Below are 26422 nucleotides of genomic sequence, written 5' to 3'. Positions count from 1 at the left end.
ACGCCGGTCGTCAAGCGGCGCCGGCCGGCTCCACCTGCGCGGCTGGCGCGGGGGCCCGGGCGGCGCGTTCGGTCGCCGCGGGCCCCGCGCTCATCGCGGTTCAGTGGACGCTGAGCAGCGGCAGCCGCAACACCTGGAAGGGTGGGATTCCAATGCGGAACGAACACGACTGGTTCGCGAGGCTCGCGAGAGCCTGCTTGCGGTTGTCCATCTCCGCGAACGAATGGGTGAGCCCACGGTTGTCCGTCACCGTCAACGGACCTTGCAGGAAGGCCGAGATGCTGGGGACGCCGCCGGGCCCCGCGGGGCGAATGTGGTAAAAGAGCGTGTCCGTCTCGCCCGTATGGCAGCCGCTGCACGTGTTGGACGAGAACCGAAAGCGCGCCTCGAGCTCCGCCGGCGTGTCCAGCTCCTTGTGATCCCAGAAGGTCCCGGCGTTGTAGGTCGACGCGCCGCCCATGAAGGGCACGCCGCCGCGGTCTTCGGGCATCGTGTAGCCGGGGCTCATGGATGCCAGGATCTCCGTGAGCAGCGCGTCGCTGCCGTTCAGATCGATCGGCGCCGGGGTCGTGCCCGGGACCGACGTGAAGCTCGCCTGGTGCTCGCGGGGGTTGTTCTTGGTGGTGGTCTGTTGCAGAGGTCCGCTCCCGGGGCGGATCACGAACTCGCGCATCTGCCAGATCCCCGTGAGATCGATCTCGTTCGTGCGCAGCTGGTTGAGCGCGTTCTGGTTGGGGTTGCCCGGCGCGGCGCCGTTCCTCACCACCTGCTCGGTCAGCGCCTCGAGCGACGTGCCGTAGGTGGGGTCGCCGGGGAGCAGGGCGCTCAGGTTGACCCACTTGTTCGCCCAGTCCTTGATGTCGCCGCAGCTCGTGATGGGCACTCCGTACTCGAAGATCGCCGCCGCCTCGATCGGCTGGCAGGTGTCCACGCCGTCCCTGGCATCGCCGTCACGATTGCCGTCGCGGACCTCCATCAGGCCGAACACGAAGCGGAGCTCGCCGCCGTTGTTGCCGGCAGCCCCGCCGAGGTAGGGCGAGCTCTGCGCGAGGTCGGGGCGATACAGGATGGCCTGCAGCCGAAACGGCGCGATGCTGAGGTTCAACGCGCCCCCGCCGCTCCGCTGGCGCCAGGGGTTGATGATCATGCTGTCCACGTTCGCCGCGGCGGCCGCGCTCGTCGCGTCGAGGACCAGGCTCCCCGAGCTGGCGTTGACGATCTGCTGGGTGCGCCAGGAAGCCAGCCACTGCTCGACGAACTGGCTCGCGGTGAGCCCGGAGCCGATGGCCATCTGTTCCATCAGGTAGCCGAAGGTCCACTTCTTGAGCGGGGCGTTCGCGGCGATCGCGTCGCACGGGTTCATGGTGCGCGCCGGGTCCTCGATCACCGGCAGCGAACGGATCAGCAGCGATTTCTGCGGGTTGATGGCGGCCGTGGTCACGCCGCCGAGCGTGCGCAAGGGGCCGAGCTCCGCGAGGTTGGGCAAACGGATGGTCGCGCCCTTCTTCAGCGCCTCGATGTCGATCGCGTTGGTCTGCGCGATCTCGATGGGCTTGGCGGCGAAACGCGACCCCGGCTCGAACGTCTGGAGCGTGCGGGTCTTGAGCTTCGAGATCTCGCTGTTGATCTGGCTCAGCCGCTCCAGGTCGATGGGGACCGAGGCGGAGAACAAGCCGTCTCCGGCCTTGAGATCCGGCTTCATCCCCGAGTCGTTGAAGGTGACCGCCTTCTCGCGCGCATCGAGGCTCATCTGGAACGCCGCGCCTTTGTTCTCTTCGAGCACACGCTTGCGGTCGCTCGGCGCGAACTCGAGGGAGAGCACCCCGACGCCATCCGACGCGAGCCGCAGGTACAGCTGATCGACCTTGGGCGCCCGCCTGGAGGGCGCCACGATGAGCGAGTCGCTGTTCGATCCGGCGAGCTCCGGCTCTTCCGGCTCGGCGCCGCAGGCGGTCAACAGCAGGGCGCAGGTCAACGCCGCGCCTATCGTTCGATTCTTCATGGAATTCTCCATCGCTGGTCGTTGGTGCGCGCGGCGCGAAAGGCGCCCGCGCGTGACGAGAAGATCCAGACGTCTGCAATCCTCACGCAGAGCTGGACGTCTCCCCCGCCCCTGGCCACGCATCCCGGGCCGAGAGATGGCCATCCGGGCGCCTGACCGCCCGGTCGGGCAGACGCTCGCCGGTATTGCAGCTCCGGTGCCAACCGGACGGACGATCGCGCGTCGCCAGCGCTGGCCCTTCGAGCACGTGCCAGACGCGGACACCCGCGCCTCGACGGGGTGATGCCGGAGGGCCGGACGTGCCGTTCCATCGCGGCGCATCGTTCGTGGCTTCACGCCGAAACGGACCGCCGGCCCGGCGCATCGGTCACCGTCGCCGTCCTGTGACGCCCCGCTGGCTCCGCGCCGCGCGGTGCAACAGCGGGGCGCCCGACCTGTTGCGGGGACACGTGCGCGGCGCGTTTCTCCGCAGCGCAACACGGTGTATCACCGGCGTAACACCCCGGTTCATCGCAGGCGCTGGGCGCGCCAGGCGGGGCTCACCGCGCCGGCGCTCGGCGCTGCCTCGATGGGACGGCGAACGTGCCGCCCGCGGTCAGAACCAGGCTCCAGCCACGCTGGTGGGCAATGCCGCGCAGCGTACACCGTGGCACGAAAGATGCCTCGGCGGCGGCAAGAACCATTCAGCATCGATGGGGCCAGCTGGCCAACCGCCGCGCGTCCGTGCAAGGATGCGCGCCGACGAGGAGCGCTCACCTCGCGACTCGAGTTCAGGAGAAGGAGAATGCCTGTGACCGTAAGCCGTTTGTACATGGCGCTGGCCTGCATCGGCGTGGGTTCTTTCCTGGGGTGCGGCGGGTGCGTCGTCACGGTGAACCCCAAAGGGCCCGTGACGCCGGCGTCCACGGGTGGGCCAACAGAGCCAGTCGCTCCCCCGGGGCAGCTGCCTCACAACGGCATGCCCAAGAACGGCATCAGCGCGGAGGCGCTCCGCGCGAACAGCGAATTGCTCGAGCGCCTCAAGGTGAGCAGGCTGAACAGCCTGAAGCTCGACGATGTCAAGCCTTTCAGCACGCAGGACCCGACGCTGGAGCCTCGCGCCGTCCAGCTGATGCACTACATCGTATCGTTTGCCCTGAAGGAAGGCCAGAAGGTGTCGGCCCGCGTGGGGAACAAGCGCTACGAGTGGAGCGGGCACATCGGGGCATGCGCCGGCGGGGGACCGCTCGGGGACTGGTTCAACGACCTTCCATCCCCGGAATGCCTGCAAGCGGTCTCCGCCGGCGTGCTCGCCCGGGTGAACGCGCTCAACAAGGTGGTCGTCGTATCCATGCGCGGCCCGGAGGATCTCGTCGCGCTCCATGACAAGGTCCCCGCCGAGACAAGGTCTCGCGAGCGGAACACCAGCACGGGCGAGGCCACGGTGATCGAGAGCTTCGCCGCTTGCAACCCTGTCGGCAGACCGGATCAGGCGACGAGCGACTGCGGGTGGTCGGCGCGCTACGTCGGCCAGTGCCTGGCCCAGAGATCAGGCGATACCGGGCCGAGGACGGTCAAGCTCAAGCTCAACTCGGCCCACGCCCGCCCATCTCCGGTGTTCGTGCGTGTATGCGCGGGCATCCATGGATGCAACCATGTGGACTACGCCGCGGCAGATCCTCGGAGCAGGTACATCAAGCACATCAAGAGCGACACGCTCGACGGTCCTGGCGATACGGTCGAGTTCACGTGCCCCGCGAATGGCCCTGCTGGCGCAGGCCTTGTTGATGAGGCGAATTCCACCTTCGAACAGGTCGGCTACTTCAGCGTGATGCTGTCGGAGCGAAATTTTGCGGTCGATGTAAAATTCGAAGGCTCGGGCGATGGCGTGAGGTATCCGGCGAAGGAGGCGGAGCTGTTCAGGTACCGCGAGGGCGCGTTCTATGGAAATATCTTCGATTCGGTGCCCAGCGATGCTCGGCCCGACGGGGTGCTCTTCGACAAGCAGTACGCGTGTTATGGCGAGGACTGGGATCAAGGGGCGGCGAACCTCGCCGACAGGCTCTGCGCGCTCCCTGCGCCCGATGCGGCCGCGCAGTGCTTCGTCCATGAGCCGAAGGCATGCTCGCCTTTCAATGGGAACCCGGGCGCCTGCACCAGGTCTGCTGGCGGCAGGCGAGCCATCTACACGCCGTGTGATGAGGCGGGCGCGAACTGGAGATACCCCGTCACGGTCTACTTGAACCATCCATGCGATCTCAGGAGCGATTCCGGGTGCTCCTCTTCGTTCAAAGGCTGGGTGATCGACCGTTCACTCAGGTAGCCTCGCCGCGAGCCGCCTCATCGACTCGACCGCCGGGACAGGGGCGTCCACCGCAGACCAGGCCTTGATCACCTGCTGGGCGAGCGCGAGGGCCCTCTGCCTGTCCCCGCGCCTCGCCGCGCGCTCCGCCTCGCGCACCGTCTTCAGGCTCGCGCCGTTCAGGGCCTCGCTGTCGTCCGGGATCGCCTGCTCCAGCCGGTCCACGAGCTCGTGCTCCCCCTCGCGCTCATACGTCGCGATCATGGCGTCGCCGAGCACCTCGACGAACGGCTCAGGCTCCTGCAGCAGCGGGCGCCACGCCAGCGCGGCGCCCCTCCGGTCTCCGCTGGCATGACGCTCGGCGCCCGTGATGAAGCTCTCCGTGTTCGGCAGCTCGCCTTCCGGGAACCTGACCCGGAGCTCGCGAAGCCGCTCGAAGCAGCGCCGCGACACCGCCCGGCTGGCGCGGGCGCAGACGGCGCCCATGCGGAGCGGGACGCTGATGTGGGTGCCCTCGAGGAGGGGCGGCTCCGGGTCGAGGAAGCGGGACACGATGAGGTCGGCGATCTCGCGCTCACGCCCGAGGACGAGCGCGAGCTCCAGCGCGCGCCAGGCGATCTGGAGGCGTTGCACGCGAACAAACCCGGAATCGCCGGGGGAAATGGCCATCGCGCGCCTCGCTCGCTCGAGGGCGGCGCCGACGCCGGCCTCGCTCGCCTCGACGCGGAGGAGGAGGAGCTCGCCGCCGACCTTGTGCAGCACCTGGCTTCCCTGGCCCACCGCGAGCGCTATCCCGCGCGCCTCCTGGCGCGCTCCCTCCTGGAGGAGCCGCTCGACGAGCGTGTCGGCCACATTCATGTCCAGGGGCGAGAGGACATAGGCACGCCGCGCGAACGTGAGGGCGCGCGCGCGCGCCTGCCGCGCGGGAGCCTCGGCCGCTGCAGGGCCGGAGTCCTCGAACAGCCACCCATACGCCTCCCACGGCATCCAGGCCCGCATTCCCTGCAACGCGCTCGCCGCGCTCGGGGTCCCGTGCGTCACCGTCGCCAGCTGCACCCAGGGCGCGCACCACTCCCCGATCGGGTTCTTCGGCTCGGCCTGCACCGCGCTGAACGCCATGTCCTTGGCGAGCGTCGTCCTCTCCGTGGCGCGCTTCTCGTCGGGCGACGGCAGCAGGCAGGATATCGTCGCCGCGAGGGTCGAGCGTCCCCAGGCCGACGCCTCGCGATCATGGAGGCGCTGGAGCTCCGCCACGGCCGTCGGGTCGACGGTACGCCGCATCATGAGATCGACGCGGGCGCGCGCGGCGAGCTCACCCGGTGAGGCGTTTGCGCTGGCCGGTGGGAGCGCGACCCCAGGCGCGGGCTCGCCGAGCGTGTAGGCGCAGCGGAAGCGCTCTCCTGGCCCCATCTCCGCGAGCCCGCCGCCGCGCGCCTCGAACCGGGCGCACTCCTGTCGGAGCCCGCCGGCGTTGTGGGTCATGGCCAGCGTCAGGTCGAGCAGATCCAGCGCCCCGTCGACCGTGCGCGCCCTCGAGTAATCGGCCACGGCGTCGTCGAGGCGCTGGGCCTTTGGCAACACCCCCGCATCGACCCAGGGCTCCATGGCGTTCCTCACGGCTTCATAGAGCGCGCTCGCCCTCCCGACCGAGGACGCGAGCTCCCTGCCGTCGGCGGCCCGCAGCGTGACCGTGAGCCGAAAGGCGCGGGACGGCTCCAGGACGATCGCCCCGTCCACATAGGCCGCTCCCCTCCTGCGCGCCGCGTCCAGCGATTGCGCGCGAGCCTCCGGCCCGGCATAGGGATCGATCGGCGCCGTGTCCGCGTGCGGCCGCGGGAGCGAGAGCAGCTCCGCAGGGACCAGCGTGCGCGCCGCGCGGCCTCCGAGGAGGACCCGAGCCCGCTCGCACAACGTCGCCGCCGCGGCCGCTCCCAGCCACCCGGCCGGCTCCTCGACCCCGGAGGCCTCCAGGATCGGACAGGCGAGCACCGCGCTGTCGGGCTCCAGCGGAGATCGCAGGACGGCGGGTGGAGGAGCAGGCGCTTGCCGGTGAGGGAACACCCAGCGGGCGGCGCCCAGGCCCATGGCGGCCAGCGCGACGCTCGAGGCTGCGATCCAGCGCCACCGGCGCGACCGATGCACGATGGCCCGCGGCTGCCGAGCGGAGCTCGCGCTCGGCGCGCCGCTCTCGGGCTCGGAGCGAGGCGGCGCGGGGCCGGGCCCCCCTGCGCCGGCGGCCACCGGGTCCGTTCGTCCCGCTGCCTCGCTCCCGCCCCGATGCCCGTCGGACTGGAACGTGTCGGTCCACGTCGACTGCTCGTCGACGGGTGGCGTCCCCTCGCGCGCCTCGGCCCCGGCGGCCTGCTGTGCTGGCAGCTCGTAGCCCGGCACGCCGAGCGCTCGCGCGAGCGCCCCCACGGCGGCGCCCGCGGTCGGGAAGCGCTGGCCCGGCGCGAGCGCCGTGGCGCGCGCGAACCACGCGTCGAACGCGGGCGGCAGCGTCACGCCGTACCGCGCGGCGCGCTCGCACGCAGGCTCCTTGGGGCCCTGCAGCGCGACGAGCGCGAAGGCGACGGGGCTGTCGCCAATGGCCACTTCGTCCTCCCAGTAGGGCCTGCCGACGAGGAGCGTGAACGCGATCATGCCGAGCGCGTAGATATCGGCGGATCGTGTGATCCTGCCGTTCTGGAACTGCTCCGGCGCCATGTAGATCGGCGTCCCGGCCGCGCCGGTCGAGCCGCGCGTCGCGCCCTCGCGCAGCACCTTCGCCACGCCGAAATCGAGGATCCTGATGCGCGGGGCGTCGTTCTCTCGCTGCTCCAGGAACAGGTTGCTCGGCTTCAGGTCGCGGTGGACGATGCCGAGCTGGTGCATCTTGTCGATGGCCGGCGCGGCCTGAGCGAGATAGACGAGCACCTCCTCCGGCGCGTGGCCGCCCGCGCGCGCGAGCCGCTCGCTCAAGGTCTCCCCCCGGAGCAGCTCCATCACGAGGAATGGAGTCCCCGTGGCGTCATCGACGCCCGCGTCGACGACGTCGACGAGCGCGGGGCTGTCGACCTGGCCGGACACGCGGGCCTCCAGCGCGAATCGCTCCCTCAGGTCGGCGCGATCGACCGTGTGCGGGTGCATCACCTTGAGCGCCCGCCGGCGCTCCGTCTGGAGGTCGATCACCTCGTAGACAGCGCCCATCGCGCCCGCGCCCAGGCGGCGCAGGACGCGGTAGCGAGCCGCGACGACGGTGTCCGGCGTCATGCCCGCCTCACGCCGCAGCCGCGGCGCAGCACCTCAGTGGCGGAACTCATCGGGGTCGATCTCGTAGCGCTTCAACCAGCGATGGATCTGCATCCTGGCTTTGCCCATGGCGCGCGCCACGCCAGCGATGTTGCCGCTGTGCGCGCGCAGGAGCGCCTTGAGCTCCTCGGGCCGGGTCGGATCGTCCCCCTGCTCCGCGGCGCCTACGGCGTTGCGCCTCAGGGCGCTGTTCAGGTGATCGAGCTCGATCGTGCCTCGCTGCGCCAGCACCGCCGCGGTCGTGATGCACTGCTCGAGCTCGCGCACGTTGAGCGGCCAGCCGTACGTGACGAGGGCGCGCGCCGCGCGCGGGTGCAGCTGGATGTGCTCGGCGCGCTCTGCGTCGGCGCGCCGGAGGATCGCGCCGAGGATGAGGCCGAGGTCCTCCCGGCGAGCCCGGAGCGGCGAGAGCTCGACGGCGTGACCGGAGAGGCGCGCGAGCAGGTCGGAGCGGAAGTCGCCCGACGCCGCCATGCGCTCGATCGGCCTGTGGGTGGCCGCCACGACGCGGAGGTCCACGGCGATCGAGCGCGTGCCGCCGACGGGGCGCACCTCGCGCTCCTGGAGCACGCGGAGCAAGGCCACCTGGGCGGACAGGGGCAGGTCGCCGATCTCGTCGAGGAAGAGCGTGCCGCGATCGGCGCTGCGCACGAGCCCGGGGCGATCCTCGGTGGCCCCGGAGAAGGCGCCCTTCCTGTGCCCGAAGAGCTCGCCTTCGACGAGATCCCGCGGCAGCGCGCCGCAGTTGATCGCCACGAACGCGCCCGGCCTGCCCGAGAGCGAATGGATGGCGCGCGCCATGACCTCTTTGCCGGTGCCCGTCTCGCCCTGGATCAGCACGGGGATGGTGGAGGCCGCCACCACCCTGAGCTGCTCGAACATCTCGAGCTGCGACGGGATGAGGGAGAGCAGCCCGGGGACGTGCGCGGCGAGGCTCGACGCTTCCAGCAGCGTGACCTGCTCGGCGCCGCGGGGAATCGCCGCGCGGTAGAGGAAGAACGTGCGACCCAGCTCGAGCACGTCGCCCTCCGCGAGCTCGGCGTGCTTCCTCGGCGCCCCATTGAGGATGCTGCCGTTCTTGGAGCCGCAATCCTCGAAGCACCACCGGCCGAGGACCCGCATGATCCGCGCATGTTTCGACGAGAGCCAGGGGTCGTCGAGCCGGATCTCGACGCGCCGGCGTGAGCCGCTGTTCGCGACCTCGAGCCTCCGGGCATTGCCGCGGCCGATAACGACCTCCTCCACGTCATCGAGGGCGATGCGCGCCGACGACGCGAGCGGCCGATGGCTGTCCGCGATCAGAAACAAAAAGCTGCCGTTGCCTGATTTCTCCAGATACAGCTGTCCGCCCGTGGCGGATAGCGTTCGTTGATCAGGTTCACCAGGCACGAACCCAGTCGTACCCAGTCGGGCAGACGCGGTCAATATGCCACGGGCGGCATTCCGAGCGGCTGCCACGCGGGTTGATCATCGTCCGCGGGCGTGCGCTGCGTCTGCTCACCGATCGACCAGGAACGCCGCGAGCACCTCGCACGGCGCACAGGAGCATCCGGGCGGGGGGCTCGACCGACCCGTCGTCCGCGCTGCGCGCGTTCGTCGCGAGGGATCGTTCGGGGAAGCTCGGAAGGCCTCGACGCGGCGAGCGGAGCGCATCGCGAGGCCATCGTCTGGCCGATTCGACCAACTCCCTGGCCGGCGCGACCAGGCTGCCCCTGAGGCCAATCGCTACATCTGCCTCATGTCCAGCCGCGGAGGCGCGCGTCGCGCCTCGCCGGACGCGTGGAGGCTCAAAGCCATGATCGGTCGAATGGAACTGTCGCGAAATTCAAGGAGGGGCTCAATGGCCCTCGCGCTCGCCACCACCCTCGCGGTCGCAGGATGCTGCCCCATGCCGGATGATGACGGCGCCGGCGGCAGCTCGACGAGCGCAGGGCACGGCGGCTCGTCGGTCTCCGGCGAGGGCGGCTCCTCGAGCTCCGGTGAAGGCGGCTCCTCGAGCTCCGGCGAGGGCGGCTCCTCGAGCTCCGGTGAAGGCGGCTCGGACCGCTGCGCCCCGGTCGCGACGCACAACGGGATCATCTCTATCCAGGAGATATCGATTCAAGGGGTGCCTCAAGCGGGCCACGGCCTCACGGTGCAAGTCCTGTTCACCGCGTCCAGGCCTCCTACTTACGAGGAGAGGCCCGGGCAAGTCGAAGGATGCAAGGCGTGGGTCTACGACACGGAGGACAGCCCGCCACCGGCGCTGACGGATCAAGGCGAGATCACGATTGCCGGCCTCGAAGGCGGGCCCATCGCGTGCCGCTTCGCCGGCTCGGGTTATGTGTGCCCGACGTCGACGGGGGCCGGACAGGCGAGCGTCGCCCCGGGGCAGGCGGGGACCGCGGCCTACACGATCGAGGGCGCGACGTTCTCCGCGGCCGACGTCGGCCGTTACCTGCGCGTCACCGGCGCGGCGAATGCGAAGAACCAGGGCGCGTTCCCCATCGTCGCCGTGGAGTCGAGCACGACGGCGATCGTGGTCAATCAGGGCGCGGCGGAGGAAGCCTTCGCGGCCGAGTACACCGTCCTCGCCGGGGCGGGGCCCGTTCCGAACAACCCCACCAACCCGATCGAGGGCGGCGACGAGGTCGTCGTGGGCATCTCGCCCGGCGGCGAGATGGCCTTCGACTTCCCCGACAGCGCGCCCATCGTGGCCGGCGAGGCGTTCACCCCCGACACGGCGTCGGCGGCCGCCCTCGTCGCGGTGCCGCTCGACGGCAGCCCATTGACGCTCGGCTGCGGCGGCCCGGGGGGCAGCTGCGGGCCGGCGCAGGCCACGATCGTGCGCCTCACCAGCACGGACGGCGACGTCGAGGGCGCGTCGCCGTTCGCGATGCCCCCGCCCGCGCGCAAGCAGGTCGAGATTCAATGCGTCGCGCTGGGAGGTGATGGCACGCTGACCATCCCGGCCGAGGCGATGAAGCTGCTTCAGGAGGCCCACCAGGCCTCCCCGATCTCGCGCATCCGGACGGCGCTGATGCGCGAAGGGTGGGCGGCCCCCGCGAACGCCGCCTCCCTGCCTCCGAACATCACGACCCTCCTCGTCGGCCACGGGCTCCTCGGCTTCACCAGCCCCTGACGCCCGCGGTGCCTGCGCCCTGATCGGCGCGTCAGAGCGCGCTCGCCCCCCGCGCTCTCGCGCCGCGCCGAACACCGGCGAGCGACCGCCGGTGCGGATCCTGCATGATCGCGGGCGCATGCACCGCCCGCTGCCCACCGTGATGACGTCCGTGGCCAGGCTGGTCGTCGACCTCGGGCTCCGCGACGGCATCCGGCTGGGCGCGATGGAGCGCGCCGCGCGCCTGCCGCCGCTCGCGGCCGATCCCGAGCGGCGCATCGAGATCGACCGGCTGCTCGATCTGTGGACGTATCTGGGTCAGACGCTGGACGACCCGTCGCTGCCGATCCGCGTCGCGCAGCGGGCGAGGGTGGAGGACCTGCATGTGCTCGGCTTCGCGATCATGACCGCGCCCTCCATCCGCGATGCGCTCGACACCGCGGCGCGGTACAGCGCGCTCCTGACCGACTCGGGACGATGGGAGACGGTCGAGAGCGCGAAGCGCGCCGAGGTGCGGTGGCATCGCCTGCGGCCGCTCACGCTGGGGCACCGCCTCTCCAACGAGACAGCGCTGGCGCAGAACCTCGGCTGTCTGCGGCAGATGGCGGGCGACGACCTCACGCCGCTGGAGGTGAGCTTCCGCCATGCGGCGCCGCCGCGCCGGACTGCGCACGTGGAGTTCTTCCGTTGCCCCGTGCGGTTCGACGCGCCCTGGGACGGGATGGTGTTCCGCCGCGACGTCCTCGACATGGTGCCTGCGGGAGCGAACCGGAGGTTATGGGAGTACCTGTGCCGGAGCGTGAGCGCCCTCTGCGAGCAGCTCGCGCCGCCGTCGATCGCCGACGGCGTGCGGCACCAGCTCGTCCGCGCGCTCTCGAGCGCCGAGGGCGCGATCCCGACGGTCGACGACGTGGCTCGCTCCCTCGGCACGACGGAGCGGACGCTGCGCCGGCGCCTGGCGGTCGAGCAGACGAGCTTCCGGAAGCTGGTCGAGGAGGTGCGCCGTGACCGCGCGGCCGACCTGCTGGCGAGGAGCAGCGTGACCGAGACGGCGCTCCGGCTCGGCTTCTCCGACACGACCGCGTTCACCCACGCGTTCCGGCGCTGGTTCGGCTGCCCTCCACGCGAGCTCCGGGGCGCGAGGGGGGCTGCGGGCAATCAGGGGACGTGAGCGGGGGCGAGCCGCAGGTGCCATTGGTGATGGAGCAGATCGGATGAGCGAGTCGTCGGCGTACAAGGAAGGGTATTCAGCGCTGCCTGCCGAGGATCGGCGGCGGCTCGCCGGGCGAATGTTCGCGGAGAAGAACTACGTGCTGGCGGCCGCGCTGTTCGAATCGGTCGGTGAAGAGCTCTCGGCCCTGGAGGAGGGTAAGCTCCGCTACTCGCGCGCGCACATGCAGCAGGGGCACGTGAGGCTCGTCAACACGTCGGCCGTCTTGCCGATCCTCTTTCATGGATATCGCGGAGAGACCGTGGCCGGCGTCCTCGGCGTCAAGTAGTGTAGCAGCGCTGGAGAACCTGTTCGGCTACTTGCGTGGCTCGGGGCTCCCGCTCAAAGTGCAGCCGGGGCCGCCGCGTATTCTCCGGATTTTCGGGCGTCTGGGCTGGAGCCCCGATGCGGCCGACGCCATTCGCGAGGTGCTCTCTGCCATCCCTGTGGATGAGCCCCTCATCGTCGACTTTTCGAACTTCCGATCGATGGGCACCCATTTCCATCCATTCTTCGCCCCCCTCATCCAGCGGAGCGGTCCCACCGCGTGGATTCGGTCACCAGGTGCAGATGACCATCTTTGCGCCATGGCTGTCAGTCCGGCCTGCATCTTCGACACGATGCCCGACGCTCTCGCACACATCCGCGCGGCGCAGAGATGAGCTATCCGCATCACACGTAAGAAGGAGCTGCCCAGCCTATCGATGAACCCGGCGTCGCTTCGCTCCGCGAGTGTTCGTCGGGGCGTTGAGCCGGCGGAGGCCCTCGGGCGGGACGATCGGGGCATCCTCGGAGGCATTCCGTCCGATGTTTCATGGGGAGGATGCGGGTCGTCGCCTCCGGCCGGGCTCATCGACGGGCCGAGCGACCGTCCTTGCTCGGGATTCATTACCGTGGTACTGTGCCAGCATGAAGCTCGCGCAATCCAGGGTAACGGCTCAGGGGCAGATCTCGGTTCCCGCCGAGGTGCGCAAGCGCCTCGAGCTGGTGCCAGGTTCGATCTTGGAATGGGACGCCGACGGTGATCGAATCACCGTGCGGCGCGTTGGTCGGCACAGCTTCGAGGACCTTCACCAGGCGCTGTTCTCGCGGGAACCCCAGCCGCGAAGCCTTGAGGATCTCAAGGAAGGCATCAGGCAGCGCATGAGGGCCCGCCATGCGCGCCGTTGACACGAATGTCCTCGTTCGCTTGCTGGCACGCGACGACGCAAAGCAACTCGCTGCTGCCGAGGCCTTCGTGGAGACAGGAGCATGGATCTCACATCTCGTGCTCATGGAAGCCGTTTGGGTCCTGGACTCCGTGTACGGCGTCGCGCCGGAGCAGATCGGGAACGGAGTAGAGATGCTGTTGGACCACAAATGCATGGTGGTCCAGGACGCCGGCGTGGTAAGGGCGGCCGTCGCGCAGTTCCGCGAGCACCCCGGCCTGGGCTTCTCCGATTGTCTGATCCTCGAAGTCGCACGCGCAGCAGGCCACGTTCCACTTGGGACCTTCGATCGCGGACTCGGGAAACTGCAAGGCGCTCAGAAGCTATGATCACATCGCCCATCGGCGAGCACGTGTAGCCGAACGGGCCGTGGCGGCCGGCGGCGCTTCGGGCCGCGACAGACCGACAGATCGAGGTCCTCTTTCCCCTGGTCCCGACCTCGGCTCGCCGGACAGAGAACCTACACCGCCCGCCACCGGGTCTTCCGCATTTTTTCCTCGGGCGCTCGCGCAGGCGGCGGAGCTGCGGGTAGCGTGGAAGGATGAAGAACCATCTGCAATTTCCCCTGGTGATCGCGCTGATCCTCGCCGCCTGCGACTCCACGTCGAGCTCCAGCGGTGACGGCGGCGCACAGCCGGACACATCCTCCTCGGCGGGCCCTCACGGCGGCGGAACCAGCGATGGCAGCGGGGGCGGCGGCGGAACGAGCGATGGCGGCGAGGGCGGCGGCGACACGTCGCCGTCCGGCACGCTGAGCGAGCGCTACCCGGACGACGTGGAACTCGCCGGTGACCCGGCCGTGCTCTTCCACGACGACTTCGAGCAGGGCTGGGGGCGCTGGGACGGGCCCACCGCCGACACGCGCTACCTTCATATCGAGACCGACCCGGCCACGGCCCACGCCGGGCAAGGCTACCTCCGCTCGACCGTGACGACCGCCGATCTGGCGGAGGAGACGTACATCTCGTCGTCCACGTGGGTCACCCATGAGCGCGTCGACGCGCTCTACTGGCGCTTCCATGTGCGCTTCCCCGAGCTCGCCCCGAACCCGCACCACTGGGTGCGCATGGCGGCGGGCACCGAGAGCTGGGACAGCAGCGGCCGCGCGAACACGGTGCCGCCAGGAGACGAGGGCTTCTGGTTCGACTTCGACACGACCACCGACGACGTCTTCAACTTCTACGCCTACTGGTACAAGATGCGCTCCGGGCGCTGCAACGACGGGACCGCCACCCCTGGCTGCGCCGGCGATCAAGGCACGACGTACTACTACGGCAACGTCTTCCAGCCGCCGGATCAAGCGCCGTTCCCGCGCGACCGATGGTTCTGCGTCGAGATGCACGCGCGCGCCAACACGGTCGGCCAGAGCGACGGCGCGCTCGCGTTCTGGATCGACGGCGTGGCGATCGGCGACTACCGCCCCGGCTACCCCGACGGCACCTGGCTCCGCGCCCAGTTCCACACGGAAGGGTGCGACTTCAGCGCGTGCACGCCGCCCGAGCCGTTCGGTGGCTTCGACTTCCGATCGAGCGATGACGTGCGCTTCAAGAGCTTCATGCTCGACGCCTACTACGAGCGCGACTCCGACGCGCGCCGGCGAGCGGAGATGGAAGAGCTCGGCATGACCGTCTCCGACACACACACCATCCTCTACGACGATGTCGTCGTCGCGACCGAGCGCATCGGCTGCCGCCGCTGAAGCACGCTCCGCGCTCGGCCCTCTCCATGGTACCCTCCCGCGCATGGGTACCGCGAACGCCCCCTCCCCCCGACGGCGCTCGGCCCTGCGCTGCGCCGCATGCGCGGCCCTCCTGCTGGCCGCATGCGGCCCCGCGCCCACGCTGGCCGAGCCGCGCGCGCCGGAGCCGCCGCCCGCCGCCGAGACGATCTACATCGTCCTCCAGGATCCGCCCCCGGCGGCGGCGACAGCGGCGGCCGACGGCTGGGTGCCGGAGGAGTTCCCCGGCGACAACCCGTTCGAGCGGACGCGGACCTGGATCGGCGATTACGACTGCCCGCAGGGCACGACCGAGATGACGTTCCGGATCCTGGAGGTCAAGGGCGACAGGATCAAGGCCGTGTTCGGCTTTCATCATGCCGAGTCCGGCGCCGCCGGCAAATACCTCATGAGCGGCCGCTACGACGCCGAGACGCGGACGGCATCGTTCTCGCCCGGCGCCTGGCTCGATCGCCCGCCCAACTACGTCACCGTGGGCATGAAGGGCGACCTCGCGTTCGACGGCTCGCTCTTCGCCGGACGCATCGAACACCCCGACTGCGGCGCGTTCCGGCTCCGGCCGGCGGGGTAGCGCCGCCCCTCGCGCTGCTCGTCGCCGGGCCACGCCGAGCGACGAGCAGCGGTTTCATGAGGTGGGCAGTCGCGCGAGCGGGGGCGCGGCGCGACCCTCAGGGCGTGCTCGACGGGTCCGCCGGGTCGCTGCCCTCGTCTTCCTCGTCGCCGTCGCGGAAGCCGTCGCCGTCGCGATCCAGCCCCATCCGCACCCCCGAGCCCGGCGGCGCGCACGTGTACGTGAGCTCGCCCCGGTTGCGCGAGGCCCGGTGCCGCAGCGCCGCGTCGCGGATCGGCGCGTCGCAGAGCCGGTCGCCGACGAACAGGCCCGCGCCGACGTAGAGGAACCCGGCCGCCTCGTGGTCGTGTGATCCCTTGACCACCAGATCGCACTCCCCTGCATCGGCCCGCGCGCGGAGCAGATCGATCCTCGGCCCGACCACGGCCGCGTTGTGCCGGGTGAGCGTCACCTGCTGCCCGACGATCGGCGCCAGGTTGCTGTCGAACGCGAGCAGGAACTGCTCCACCTCGCGCCGCATCACGTCGCCCTCCGGCCCCGGCGGGAACCCGCCCGGGGTGAGCGGCGACTGGTTGAACCCCATGTCGGGGGTCGCCGAGCTCACGAAGCGGAAGAGCGTCGGGACGCCCCCTTCGTTGTTGAAGCCGAAGCCGCGGACCTGGTCGCCCATGTGCGCGTCGCTGCCCGGGAAGAGCTCGTTGTTCGCCATCCCGAACATGCCGACCTTCTGGTACAGATTGCGGAAGTGCGGCGACTTGAAGGCCTCGGTCTCCAGGTCGAACGTGTACCGGCCATCGCCGCCGAAGAAGCCCGGCGCGTCGACGCCGAACTCCTCGTTCGCGTGGCGGTCGAGCACATGGCACGAGACGCAGGTGCCCTCCTCGCTGAAGTCGGACACGTTGTTGAAGAAGAAGCTGCGCCCGGCCTGCTGCGCCGGGGTGAGCGAGTTGTCCAGCGCCCGGATCGGGTTCGGCGGATAGGTGACCTGCAGGATGAAATCGGCGAACGCCTGCATGTCGGTCTCGGGGATGAACTCGCTCCTCCCCAGGAGATCCGTGAACGCGGCCTGGAACTCCATGAACGCCGTCACCTCGTCGAACGTCCCGCTGTCCGGGTGCGCGCTCGGCTCCTCATCGCCGCCGGTGCGATCGCCGCGCCAGTGCATGGGCCCGTGGTTCGCCATCCCGCGGAGGCTCTGCGTCGTCATCGGCCCCTTCATCGGGTGGTGGGTGTCGGGTATCCCGAAATCCAGCGGGTGGGACTCGAACGGCCCCGGGATGTCGGCGACAACGCCGTCCGGATTGCCGAGATCCCAGGCCAGGCTGTCGAAATCGCCGTAAACATGGCAGCTCGCGCACGACGAGTCGCCGTGGCTCGACTCGAACGACGCGTCGTAGAGGAACCGGCGGCCGGCGACAACGCTCGGCGGCTCCGGGTTGTGCATCGGCACGTGCGCGATCTCGGACTTGGTCGTCGTGCTGAGGATCGAGATCGCGTTGTCGAAGCGCGTGATCGTGTACAGGCGCCGCCGCGCCTCGTCGAGCAGGAGCCCCGTCGGGCCGCCGCCGGGCACCGGGATCTGCTTGGAGGCGCTCGGCACGAAGGTGTCGTTCTCCAGGGCGGCGGTGCTGAACACCCCGATCTTGGACGAGCCTATCGTCGCCACGTACAGCGTCTTGCCGTCCTTCGTGACGGCCATCTGCTGCGGGAGGGCGAGGCTCTTCTGGTTCTCGGCGTTCGGGACCGGGGCGCAGCACGCGTCGTAATCGATGTGTTTGTTGAGGTGCCTCGGCTTGACGCTGCCCGCCGGGCCGAGGACGGTGATCCTGCTCTCGTGCAGGTGGCCTCGTACCGTCTGGCCGGCGAAGATCCCGGGCCCCTCGAAGCGCTTCTCGTTCCGCGCCTCGGTGTTCGACACGTACACCTTCCCGCTGACCGGGTTGACCGCCATGTTGTAGAGGACGGTGCCGACGCCGGTGTAGAACCCGGCGGCGCCGGGCAGCTGCCTCGGCGGGTTCGCGTTCGCGTCGATGACGAACACGTCCTTGTCGGGCAGCGAGAGCCGGACGGAGCCGTCCCAGACGCGGTTCAGCTCGTCCACCCAGTGGGAGCCATTGAACTTGACAATGAGCCCCGTCTCCGGGTGCGGGATCCCCTCCGCGTTGGTGGCCGGCCCGGGCACGCCCCCCGCCGCCTCTCCGCCGTTCGGGATGATGCCCTCGTGGAGCGCGGTGGTGCGGTTCCCGGAGTGGAAGGCCGCCGCATACACCTTGCTGCCGTCCGGCGTCACCGCGAGCGCCCTCGGGGTATCGCTGAACAGCGTGACGATCGTGAGGGGCGCGCCGGCGAGCGTCGACCCGAGGTGATCGGCGTCGAAGACCCATACGTCCGCCCGGCCCACGCCGGGGGTCGTGAGCTGGGGATCGAACGGGATGTTCTGCCCGCGGTGCGCCGTCGTGATGAACGCGCGGCGCCTTCCAGGACCCGCGAACACGATATCGCGCGGCTCGTCGCCCACGAGCAGCGTCCGCACGACCCGGCCCGAGCGCGCCCCCTGGGTCAGCTCGACGACGCTCACGCTGTCCGACAGGTGGTTGACGACCCAGACCTCGGTATCGCTCCGCGCCGCCACGGCCACCGGCTCGAGGCCGACGGGGATGGAGGCGCGGTGCTCGATACCCTGATCCTTGACCCGATACACCTCGAGGTGGTTGTCGGGCGTGTTCACGGCGAATAGCAGCTTTCCGTCGGGCGAGAGCGCGAGCGGACGCACATGGCCGCTCTCGAAGAGGGTGAAAGACGACGCCGCCTCGGCGGATCGGCCCGCCGCGAGGGCGACGAGCAGCGCCGACGCCGCGACGAGACGGGAGAGGACGTCGCGCACGACAAAGTACGAGGCCATGAGTCACCTCCGATGAGTGGGGTTCTCTTCAACTGATTTCGAATGGCAAGCAGACGATAAGACGCGAAGGCTGAGTTTAAGGGTAGTCGTGGCCGGCTCGCATTGCAATATCGCAATGGTTTTGCTTCAGCAATCGATGCCTTCGGCACACCTGCGCCGAGCTACCTACCGAGGTCTCGCGACGGTGCGAGGCAGTCCAGCCGGGCAGACGGCGCCGGCGACCTCGAGGCGGCCCCCCGGATCGCCGTGATCCGGTCGCAGAGCATCGCGGCGCCGCGGCGGTTCATGGTAGGCTGCGCAACATGCAGGGGGGCCTCGCAGTCGGGCCGTCGTCTCGGCGCCGGTCGATCGATCGGCCGGCATCGCGCGCTGCCGCGTCGCCACGCGGGGCGCGCGCTGCCCGCGCGGCGCTGCGTGGAGAGAGGATAGCCCCCGGACCCCCGCCGCGCGCGTTCTCCCGCCAGCGCCTCGCGCGCACGTCGAGCGCCGCCCGCTTGACGCGCCCTCTCCACGATCCCGGGAAGGAGCCCCGAGAGACCATGAAGACATCGGCTGTGCGACGGACGATCGGCTGGCTCGCGGTGACGGCGCTTTCCCTGCTCGCCTCGGCGTGCCAGCCGGAGCCCTCGCGCGGCGATCGGAGCAAGGAGGCACGGCCGCCGCTCCGCGTCAGCCACGGCTACTGGGTCGGGTACTTCCCGATGTCGATCGCCGAAGAGAAGGGCTTCTTCGACCAGCAGGGCGTGGACGTCGAGCTCCTCTTCAACCCGGACCTGTACGGCATGATCTCCGATTTTACCGCAGGGAAAGTCGACGGCCTGCCCTGGACCATGGAGGTCGTCGTGCGCGTCCTCGCGAGGGAGCCGGACGCGCGGGTCGTCCTCTACCTCGGCCAGACGGCGGGCGCCGACGTCGTCATGGCGCGGCCGGAGATCGAGAGGATCTCGGATCTCAAGGGGAAGAAGATCGCGGCCAAGACCGGCGCCCTGGGCGAAATGCTGGTCGGCGAGATGCTGGAGAGGAACGGCCTCGCCATCGACGACGTGACGCTGGTCAACGTGAGCGAGACGGACGTCGCCCCGTTCCTGGCGAACAATACGATCCAGGCCGGGCACACCTGGGAGCCCTACGTGACGCAGGCGGCGAAGTCCGGCGCCAGGCCGATCTTCTCCAGCAAGGAGACGCCCGGGCTGTTCGCCGATTTCATGATGTTCCGAGGCACGGTGCTGCGCGACCGGCCGGACGACGTCCGCGCCTTCATCCGGGGCTGGTTCCAGGCCGTCGAGTTCTGGAAGGCCCACCCGCAGGAGGGCAACGAGATCATCGCGAAGGCGCTGAAGATCCCGGTCACGGACATCAGCATCGACGGATACGAGCTCTTCTCGCTGGAAGAGGTCCGACAGCGGTTCGCACCGAACAACGACCCCACGTCGCTGGCCCCGCTCGTCAACAAGCACATCGATTTTCTCGTCCAGGACGGGCAGCTGGGGCGCCGCCCGGACATCGACAACATCTTCGATTCGTCCTTCCTGCCGCCCGCCACGAGCCGCGAGTGACCGCCGCGGCCCGCGGAGCACCTGGAGAGCATCGCCACGGAGGCTCGACGAACGCCATGAGTCGCGCAATGCAGCAGCAGGCCCCGCTCATCACGCTCCGCATGAAGCTGATCGTGGCGCTCTTGACGGTCGCGCTCGCGCCGCTCTCGATCCTCACGCTGCTGAACAAGCGGACGAACGAGATGGTGTTGACCGAGAGCGCCAACCAGGCGCTCGCCGCGGCCGCGTCGCAGGCCGCGACCAGCGTCGACGACTTCATCGAGAGCAACCTGGACGCGGTCCGCGTCGAGGCCCGCCTGCCCGGGCTGACCAGCTACCTGAGCCTCGACGACGAGGCCCGGAGGAGCGGGGGCGAGGCGCATGCGTTCGCTTCGAGGACGCTGCACGGCCTCATCAGGAAGGACACGATCAACATCCTCTCCTATGCGCTGCTCGACGAGCGCGGGCACAACGTCCTCGACACGGTGCAGGCGCCCGCGGAGAGGGACGAATCCAGGAGGGACTACTTCGTCCGCGCGATGGAGACGGGCCTGCCGTACGCGTCGTCGGTCGTGTTCGCCGGCGAGGTGCCCCAGCTCGTCTTCAGCAGCCCCGTCCGCGACGCGCTGAACAAGAAGAGGACGATCGGCGTGCTCCGGTGCACCTACAACCTGTCCGCCGTCCAGCGGATCATCCTCTCCCAGACGCGCCTTTTGGAGGCGTCGGACGCGTTCGCGATCCTCCTCGACGAGCACCACGTCCGCCTGGCGCACGGCCGCTCCCCGGAGCTCGTGTTCAAGTCGCTGGTGCCGCTCGCCCCGGAGCTCGAAGGCCGGCTCAAGGCGGAGCGGCGGCTGCCGGACAAGCCGGCCGCGGAGCTGTCGACCGACGTGCAGGCCTTCGACGAGGGGCTGCGCCGGTTCGAGCGCGAGCAGGACCCGACCTCGACGGCGAGCCGCTTCCTGCAGGCCCGCATGGCCGCGCGGGACGCCCCCATGAGCGCGGTGGCCCTCGCGCGCGTGAGCGCCTTCGACGGCATGAAGAAGCCGCCGTGGACCGTGGCGTTCGTGCGGCCGGAGGCGGCGTTCCTCGAGCCCATCGAGGAGAGGACGACGCGCGACGCGCTGCTGCTCGCCTCGCTGATCGCCGCGATCGTCACGGCGGTCGCCGTCCTGATGGCGCAGGTCCTGACGAGGCCGATCACCCGCCTCGCCCAGGCGGCGTCGCAGCTGGCGAGCGGGAAGCTCGACACAGCGGTCGAGGTGCGATCCCACGACGAGATGGGCACGCTGGCGGAGTCGTTCAACCAGATGGCGCGCCAGATCCAGGGGTCGTTCGAGGAGCTCGAGCACCGCGTCGAGCAGCGCACGGCCGAGCTGAAGGAGGCGAAGGTCGCCGCGGACGCCGCCAACAAGGCGAAGAGCGACTTCCTCGCCAACATGAGCCACGAGCTCAGGACGCCGCTCAACGGCATCCTCGGCTACGCGCAGATCCTCCGGCGCTCGCGGGGGCTGAGCGAGCAGGACCTGCGCGGGATCGACGTCATCCATCGCTCCGGCGCCCACCTGCTCACGTTGATCAACGACGTCCTCGACCTGGCGAAGATCGAGGCGCAGGCGATGGAGGCCCACGCGAACGATTTCCACCTGCCCTCGTTCCTGCGATCGACGGCCGAGATCTGCCGCATCCGCGCCGAGGAGAAGGGCATCGCGCTCGTGTATACGCCCGATCCCGAGCTCCCCACCGACGTCTACGCCGACGAGCGGCGGCTGCGGCAGGTGCTGATCAACCTGCTCGGCAACGCCGTGAAGTTCACCGAGAAGGGCCGCGTCTCCTTCACGATCAAGCGGCTGGGCGACGGGCCGCGCCCGCCGCACGGCTCCGCGCCGGACTCCGCCGCGATCCAGAGCGCGCCGCGCAGGACGCACCGGGTGCGCTTCGAGATCGAGGACACAGGGACGGGCATCAGCCCGGATCAGCTCGACCAGATCTTCCTCCCGTTCAAGCAAGCCAGCGACGGCAAGCGCCGCGTCGACGGGACGGGGCTCGGGCTCGCGATCAGCCAGCGCATCATGAAGCTGCTCGGCAGCTCCATCGAGGTGAGGAGCGAGCCCGGCAAGGGGAGCGTGTTCTGGATGGACGTGGTCCTCGCCGAGTCGCCCCGGCGAACCCAGCCCACGGCGCTCCGGCCCGCCTCGGCGGTCGTCGACTACGAGGGCAGGCGGCGCCACGTCCTCGTCGTCGACGACCAGCCCGAGAACCGCGCGGTGCTCGTGAAGATGCTGCAGTCCGTCGGGTTCGAGACGTCCGAGGCCGCGGACGGCAAGGAGGGCCTCGCGGCGGCGTCGGAGCGCGAGTTCGACCTGGTGATCACGGACCTCGCGATGCCGGAGCTCGACGGCTGGGAGATGATCCAGCTGCTCCGGAAGGCGCCGGATCGAGCAGGATTGAAGATCTTCGCGTCGTCCGCGAGCGTCTTCCTCTCCGATCAGGACAAGAGCCTGGCCGCGGGCGCCGACGATTTCCTCCCGAAGCCGCTGCAGCTGGAGGATCTCCACGACAAGATCCAGCGGCACCTCGGGCTCTCGTGGATCTACGAGCAGCAGGGCGATCCCGCCGCGCCGGCCGAGGCGCCCGCCGGCGCCCACCGCGACCCGAGCTCACCCGAGCTCGCCGGCGGCGCAGATCTCCCGGTGACCGCCCCCGCCGCCGAGGATCTGCGGCTGCTCTTCGATCTCGCGCACAGGGGGCTCTTCCACCAGCTCCAGAAGCACCTCGACAGGCTCGATCGCGCCGATCCGAAGCTCGCGCCGTTTTGCAGGCACCTGCGCCGCCTGATGCAGGATTTCAAGATGGAACCCGTGGAAGATTTCATCAAGATGCACCTACGCGATTGACGTTGCTCGGACGGCGCGCGCCTTGGTCGTGGCAATGGGAGCGCGCGCTTCCTGGAGGGTAGAACGATGGATGCCAGTGAAGCCGGGACGATACTCATCGTGGACGACAACCCGAGGAACCTCGGTCTCTTGTCCGATACCCTGACGGGCTCAGGCTTCGAGGTCGCGGTGGCGGTGGACGGCGCGCGCGCCCTCCGGCTCGCGAGGGAGGGGACGCCGGATCTCATCCTGCTCGACGTGAAGATGGATGGGATGGATGGGTTCGAGACGTGCCGCCGGCTGAAGGGAGACCCGGCCACGGCCGCGATCCCCGTCATCTTCATGACGGCGAGCACGGACCTGTCTGCGGACCGGGTGAAGGGCCTGAACCTCGGGGCCGTCGATTACCTCGCCAAGCCGTTCCTGGACGAGGAGCTGCTCGCGCGCGTCCGGGTGCACACCAAGCTCAGGAAGCTGACGGTGCGGCTCGCCGCGCAGGTGGACGAGCGGATCGCGGCGGAGGCGGCCTTGCAGCGGCTCACGCAGGAGCTGGAGAGGCGCGTGGGAGAGCGCACGGTGGCGCTGGAGCGCGCGCTCGAGGGGCTCACGCAGGCGCAGGCGCAGATGGCGACGGTCATCCGCGCGGCGCAGGCGGTCTCGGGCGAGATCGTCCTCGACGACGTGCTCGACCGGCTGATGCGGCTCACGCTGGAGCACGCCGGCGCGCGGAAGTGCGTCCTCGTCCTCTCGCGCGAGTCCGGGCTGGTGATCGAGGCGTCGATCACGAGCGATCCGGACACGGTGGTGCTCGGGCTCTCGGCGCCGGTGGGCCCGGGCGCCGATCTCGCGGTGTCGCTCGTGGAGGAGGTCGCGAGGACCCGTCAATCGGTCTTCGTCTGGGACACGAGCCGCGACGCTCGCCCGGCGGACGCGCGGTACCTCGCCGGGAGGGGGCCGAGGTCGATCCTCTGCCTGGCCATGATGTGCCAGGGCGAGCTGATCGGCGTCCTCTACATCGAGGGCGACGCGGCGCCGGAGCCGCTGCTCGCGGCGCAGCTGGAGACGCTCGGGCTCCTGGCCTCCCAGGCGGCGGTGGCCGTGAAGAACGCCCTGCTCTACGGGCACCTGGCGGACATGACGTCCGAGCTCCGCCGCTCGAACGAGCGCCTGGAGACCGAGGTGGCGCGCCAGACGGAGGAGCTCCGCCAGACGAACGAGCGCCTGCAGCGGGAGCTCGTGGAGCGCGCCCGGGCCGAGGAGGAGCGCGCCCGGGCCGAGGAGGAGCGCGCCGCGCTGCAGGCCGAGGTCATCGACGCGCAGAGCGCCCGGCTCGCCGAGCTCTCGACGCCGCTCATCCCGATCACCGATCATATCATGGTGATGCCGCTCATCGGGACGATCGACTCCGCGCGAGCGCAGCAGGCGCTCGAGGCGGCGCTGAACGGCGTCCAGGCGAACCGGGCGAAGGTCGTGATCATCGACGTCACCGGGGTGACGGTGCTCGACTCGGCGGTCGCGAGCACGCTGATGAGCACGGCGACGGCGCTGCGGCTGCTCGGGTCGAAGACGGTGATCACCGGCATCCGCGCCGAGCTGGCGCAGACGCTCATCGATCTGGGCGTCGATCTCGGCGCCGTGGTGACCAAGGGGACGCTCCAGAGCGGCATCGGCTATGCGCTCCGGCAGGCCGGCGACGGCGTGGCGGGCCTGCACGAAAGCGGCAAACACGCCCGCAACGGCGCCGCGCCCGGGCGCCGGAGCGGCCATGATTAACGGCCGGCAGATGGCTGCCGTTCGCTCGCCGCGCCGGGGAGCGCCGCCCGGTACCCCAGGTAGCGCCCGAACGCGCGCATCGCCTGGTTCCAGTGCTTGGGCTCCTTCACCAGCATCTCCTTCACGCCGACGTCGGCCAGCGCGTCGCCCACCTCGATCCACCGCGGCTCGCGCGTCAGCGCGTAGGCGGCGCCGAACACGGGCACGATCAGCAGGTTGAGGTCGGCGGTCCCGCTGTCGTCGTACGCGTCGGTCTCGCAGCCCCACAGGTACCGGAACGCGCGCCCGTCCGAGGTGATGGCGCGCTCGGCGAGCCAGCTCGCCGCGCGCGCGACCACCTCGCGGACGCGCGGGTCGCCGGTGAGCGCGTGGTAGTCCATGAGCGCGTCGACGAGCAGCGCGGTCATGAACGGCGAGCCGCCGCGCGGGCCGCGCTCGCACTCCGACGGGTCAGCGCGGGTCAGGTCGTGCTCGAACGCGCCCGACGCGCCCTGCCGCTGCCACGCGACCGTGCGATCCGCGAGCCCGCGCAGCGTCGACAGGAGCTCCGGCCGCGGGTCGAGCGCGTAGTAGCTCGACAGGGTCATCATCACCCAGGCCATGTTGCGCTCGGTCACGCGCAGCACGTCTTCCCTTCCGCCCGTGAGCGCGGCCTGGTTCTGCCGGAGGGCCTCGCCCATGGCGAGGACCGCCTCCCTGGCCGCAGGATCGCCGGTGAGCAGGTAGTCGTCGACCATCCCCTGGCCGAGCATGCGCCGGAGGACTCGCCAGGAGAGGGGCGCCGCCGGGCTCCAGTCGTCGCGCTCGCAGACGTGGACCGCGAGGCGGCGATCGGGCGAGAACCTGAGCTCGTGCTGCCGGTACCAGACGGCCTCGGCGCGCGCGCGCCTGTAGCGCGCGGCGTCGCCGTTGCGGAGGAAGCGCTGGTAGAGCGCGTGCGGGCCGTCGTAGTACGTGCGGTACGGGGCCGCGCAGCTGACGCCGTACGCGTCGTAGGCGGGCGTCATGCGGGCGAGCGCGCCCTCGATGCGGGCCTCGAACCCGGGGAAGCGGCGGTCGTCGATGGCCGGCAGCTGCGGCCCGGACACCAGGCTCGCCGCGTACCACGACGGCGGCAGCACCGCCGCGATCGGGCCGTCCGGGTTCGGCAGGAGCGCCTCGTCGAGCACGGCCGCCCGAGGGACCTGGAAGGGCTGCGGGACCTGGGCGAGCGGGGCGGCCTGAGGGGCTTGGCGGTCGGCGCGCTGCGAAGGTGACGATGGCGAAGGGACGCCGAAATCCAGCGTGTAGATCGCTCGTTCTCCGAGCGCGAGCGCGGCGCGGAAGACGAGGAGCGCGCTGCGGATCGAGCGGCCCATGGGCCAGACGGCGAGCGGCTTCGCGCGGAGCGGGACCGCCGCGCCGCGCGCGTCGCGCAGGCGGATGAGCCGGACGTCGCGCAGCGCGCCCGGCGCGAACGGCACGGCCGCCGACACGACGGCTTCCGGCGCCGGCAGCGCCGCTCCCGGCGGGCGCTTCAGGGGCGCGGGCGCGCTCGGCGCGGCGTCGGCGACGAGCAGCAGCGGGACCGATTCCGCAACCGGCGGCGCCGGGAGCGCAGGCGCGCCGTGCGCCTCCAGGACGGCCCGCACGCCCGGCTCCACCCGGCGGGCGGCGGGCGCCCGAGCGGACGGCCGGCCGCAGCTCGCCAGGAGGAGCGGCGCTGCGAGGAGCAGCGCCGCGAGCGGGCGGCGGGCGGCGGGCCTCGCCTTGGCGCGCTGCGCATCCATGCCGCATCCGATGCTCTGCGCCCGCCGCGCATCGCGGCAGCGCCATCGAGCGCGCGGCCGCGACGAGGCGTGCTGCTCGGCACGGCGCGCTCGCCCGATCGCGCTCGCCGGCGCCGCGGGAACGAGGGCAAGCAGCGCGTCGAGCTCGCCCGGCAGGCCGTAGGCC

At 70.5% G+C, this 26422-nt stretch carries 16 protein-coding genes; 11 read left to right on the top strand and 5 right to left on the bottom strand.

Annotated features, from left to right (window positions below):
* Window positions 1-100 precede the first annotated feature (100 nt).
* Entirely contained in the window at window positions 101-2002 is a 1902-nt protein-coding gene (locus tag WMF44_RS10640) for a hypothetical protein (protein WP_437299010.1), read from the bottom strand.
* 790 nt (window positions 2003-2792) lie between these two features.
* On the opposite strand from WMF44_RS10640, the gene WMF44_RS10635 reads away from it, so the two are divergent.
* The gene (locus WMF44_RS10635) at window positions 2793-4304 is read left to right on the top strand and encodes a hypothetical protein (protein WP_437299009.1); all 1512 of its coding nucleotides are present in this window, start codon (window positions 2793-2795) and stop codon (window positions 4302-4304) included.
* On the opposite strand, the gene WMF44_RS10630 is transcribed toward WMF44_RS10635, so the two are convergent.
* Entirely contained in the window at window positions 4293-7535 is a 3243-nt protein-coding gene (locus tag WMF44_RS10630) for a serine/threonine-protein kinase (protein ID WP_437299008.1), read from the bottom strand. The two genes, WMF44_RS10635 and WMF44_RS10630, sit on opposite strands and share 12 nt — an antisense overlap.
* Before the next feature lie 33 nt (window positions 7536-7568).
* Window positions 7569-8963, bottom strand: a complete 1395-nt coding sequence (locus WMF44_RS10625) for a sigma 54-interacting transcriptional regulator (protein WP_437299007.1) — start codon at window positions 8961-8963, stop codon at window positions 7569-7571.
* Between the two features lie 499 nt (window positions 8964-9462).
* Between WMF44_RS10625 and WMF44_RS10620 the strand changes: the two genes are divergently transcribed.
* The 7 genes from WMF44_RS10620 (at window position 9463) to WMF44_RS10590 (ending at window position 15401) form a co-directional block, all read left to right on the top strand.
* Window positions 9463-10695, top strand: a complete 1233-nt coding sequence (locus WMF44_RS10620; protein WP_437299006.1) for a hypothetical protein — start codon at window positions 9463-9465, stop codon at window positions 10693-10695.
* A gap of 118 nt (window positions 10696-10813) precedes the next feature.
* A complete protein-coding gene (locus tag WMF44_RS10615) occupies window positions 10814-11845 on the top strand; it encodes an AraC family transcriptional regulator (RefSeq protein ID WP_437299005.1) in 1032 nt (343 codons plus the stop codon).
* A gap of 43 nt (window positions 11846-11888) precedes the next feature.
* Entirely contained in the window at window positions 11889-12173 is a 285-nt protein-coding gene (locus WMF44_RS10610; protein WP_437299004.1) for a hypothetical protein, read from the top strand.
* Window positions 12174-12793: 620 nt separating this feature from the next.
* Entirely contained in the window at window positions 12794-13054 is a 261-nt protein-coding gene (locus WMF44_RS10605; RefSeq protein ID WP_437299003.1) for an AbrB/MazE/SpoVT family DNA-binding domain-containing protein, read from the top strand.
* The gene (locus tag WMF44_RS10600; RefSeq protein ID WP_437299002.1) at window positions 13041-13421 is read left to right on the top strand and encodes a PIN domain-containing protein; all 381 of its coding nucleotides are present in this window, start codon (window positions 13041-13043) and stop codon (window positions 13419-13421) included. Before WMF44_RS10605 ends, WMF44_RS10600 begins: the two co-directional genes overlap by 14 nt.
* A gap of 212 nt (window positions 13422-13633) precedes the next feature.
* The gene (locus tag WMF44_RS10595) at window positions 13634-14791 is read left to right on the top strand and encodes a hypothetical protein (RefSeq protein WP_437299001.1); all 1158 of its coding nucleotides are present in this window, start codon (window positions 13634-13636) and stop codon (window positions 14789-14791) included.
* A gap of 43 nt (window positions 14792-14834) precedes the next feature.
* Window positions 14835-15401 (top strand): hypothetical protein, encoded by a 567-nt coding sequence (locus WMF44_RS10590; protein WP_437299000.1) that lies wholly within the window; start codon window positions 14835-14837, stop codon window positions 15399-15401.
* A 97-nt stretch (window positions 15402-15498) separates the two neighbouring features.
* On the opposite strand, the gene WMF44_RS10585 is transcribed toward WMF44_RS10590, so the two are convergent.
* On the bottom strand, window positions 15499-18303 hold the full coding sequence (locus WMF44_RS10585) for a hypothetical protein (RefSeq protein WP_437298999.1): 2805 nt from the start codon (window positions 18301-18303) through the stop codon (window positions 15499-15501).
* A 539-nt stretch (window positions 18304-18842) separates the two neighbouring features.
* Between WMF44_RS10585 and WMF44_RS10580 the strand changes: the two genes are divergently transcribed.
* The 3 genes from WMF44_RS10580 (at window position 18843) to WMF44_RS10570 (ending at window position 24487) form a co-directional block, all read left to right on the top strand.
* The gene (locus WMF44_RS10580; RefSeq protein ID WP_437298998.1) at window positions 18843-19859 is read left to right on the top strand and encodes an ABC transporter substrate-binding protein; all 1017 of its coding nucleotides are present in this window, start codon (window positions 18843-18845) and stop codon (window positions 19857-19859) included.
* A 56-nt stretch (window positions 19860-19915) separates the two neighbouring features.
* A complete protein-coding gene (locus WMF44_RS10575) occupies window positions 19916-22735 on the top strand; it encodes an ATP-binding protein (RefSeq protein ID WP_437298997.1) in 2820 nt (939 codons plus the stop codon).
* Window positions 22736-22801: 66 nt separating this feature from the next.
* Entirely contained in the window at window positions 22802-24487 is a 1686-nt protein-coding gene (locus WMF44_RS10570; protein WP_437298996.1) for a response regulator, read from the top strand.
* Here the strand turns inward: WMF44_RS10570 and WMF44_RS10565 are convergent.
* Complete coding sequence (locus WMF44_RS10565; RefSeq protein ID WP_437298995.1) at window positions 24484-26256, bottom strand: hypothetical protein; 1773 nt, start codon at window positions 26254-26256, stop codon at window positions 24484-24486. The genes WMF44_RS10570 and WMF44_RS10565 overlap by 4 nt on opposite strands.
* Window positions 26257-26422 lie beyond the last annotated feature (166 nt).

It is taken from the genome of Sorangium sp. So ce426, assembly GCF_051475585.1.
GTDB classification, from domain to species: Bacteria; Myxococcota_A; Polyangia; order Polyangiales; family Polyangiaceae; genus Sorangium; species Sorangium cellulosum_B.
Note: the sequence above shows the minus strand (reverse complement) of the source record. Positions and strands in the feature narration are given on the sequence as shown.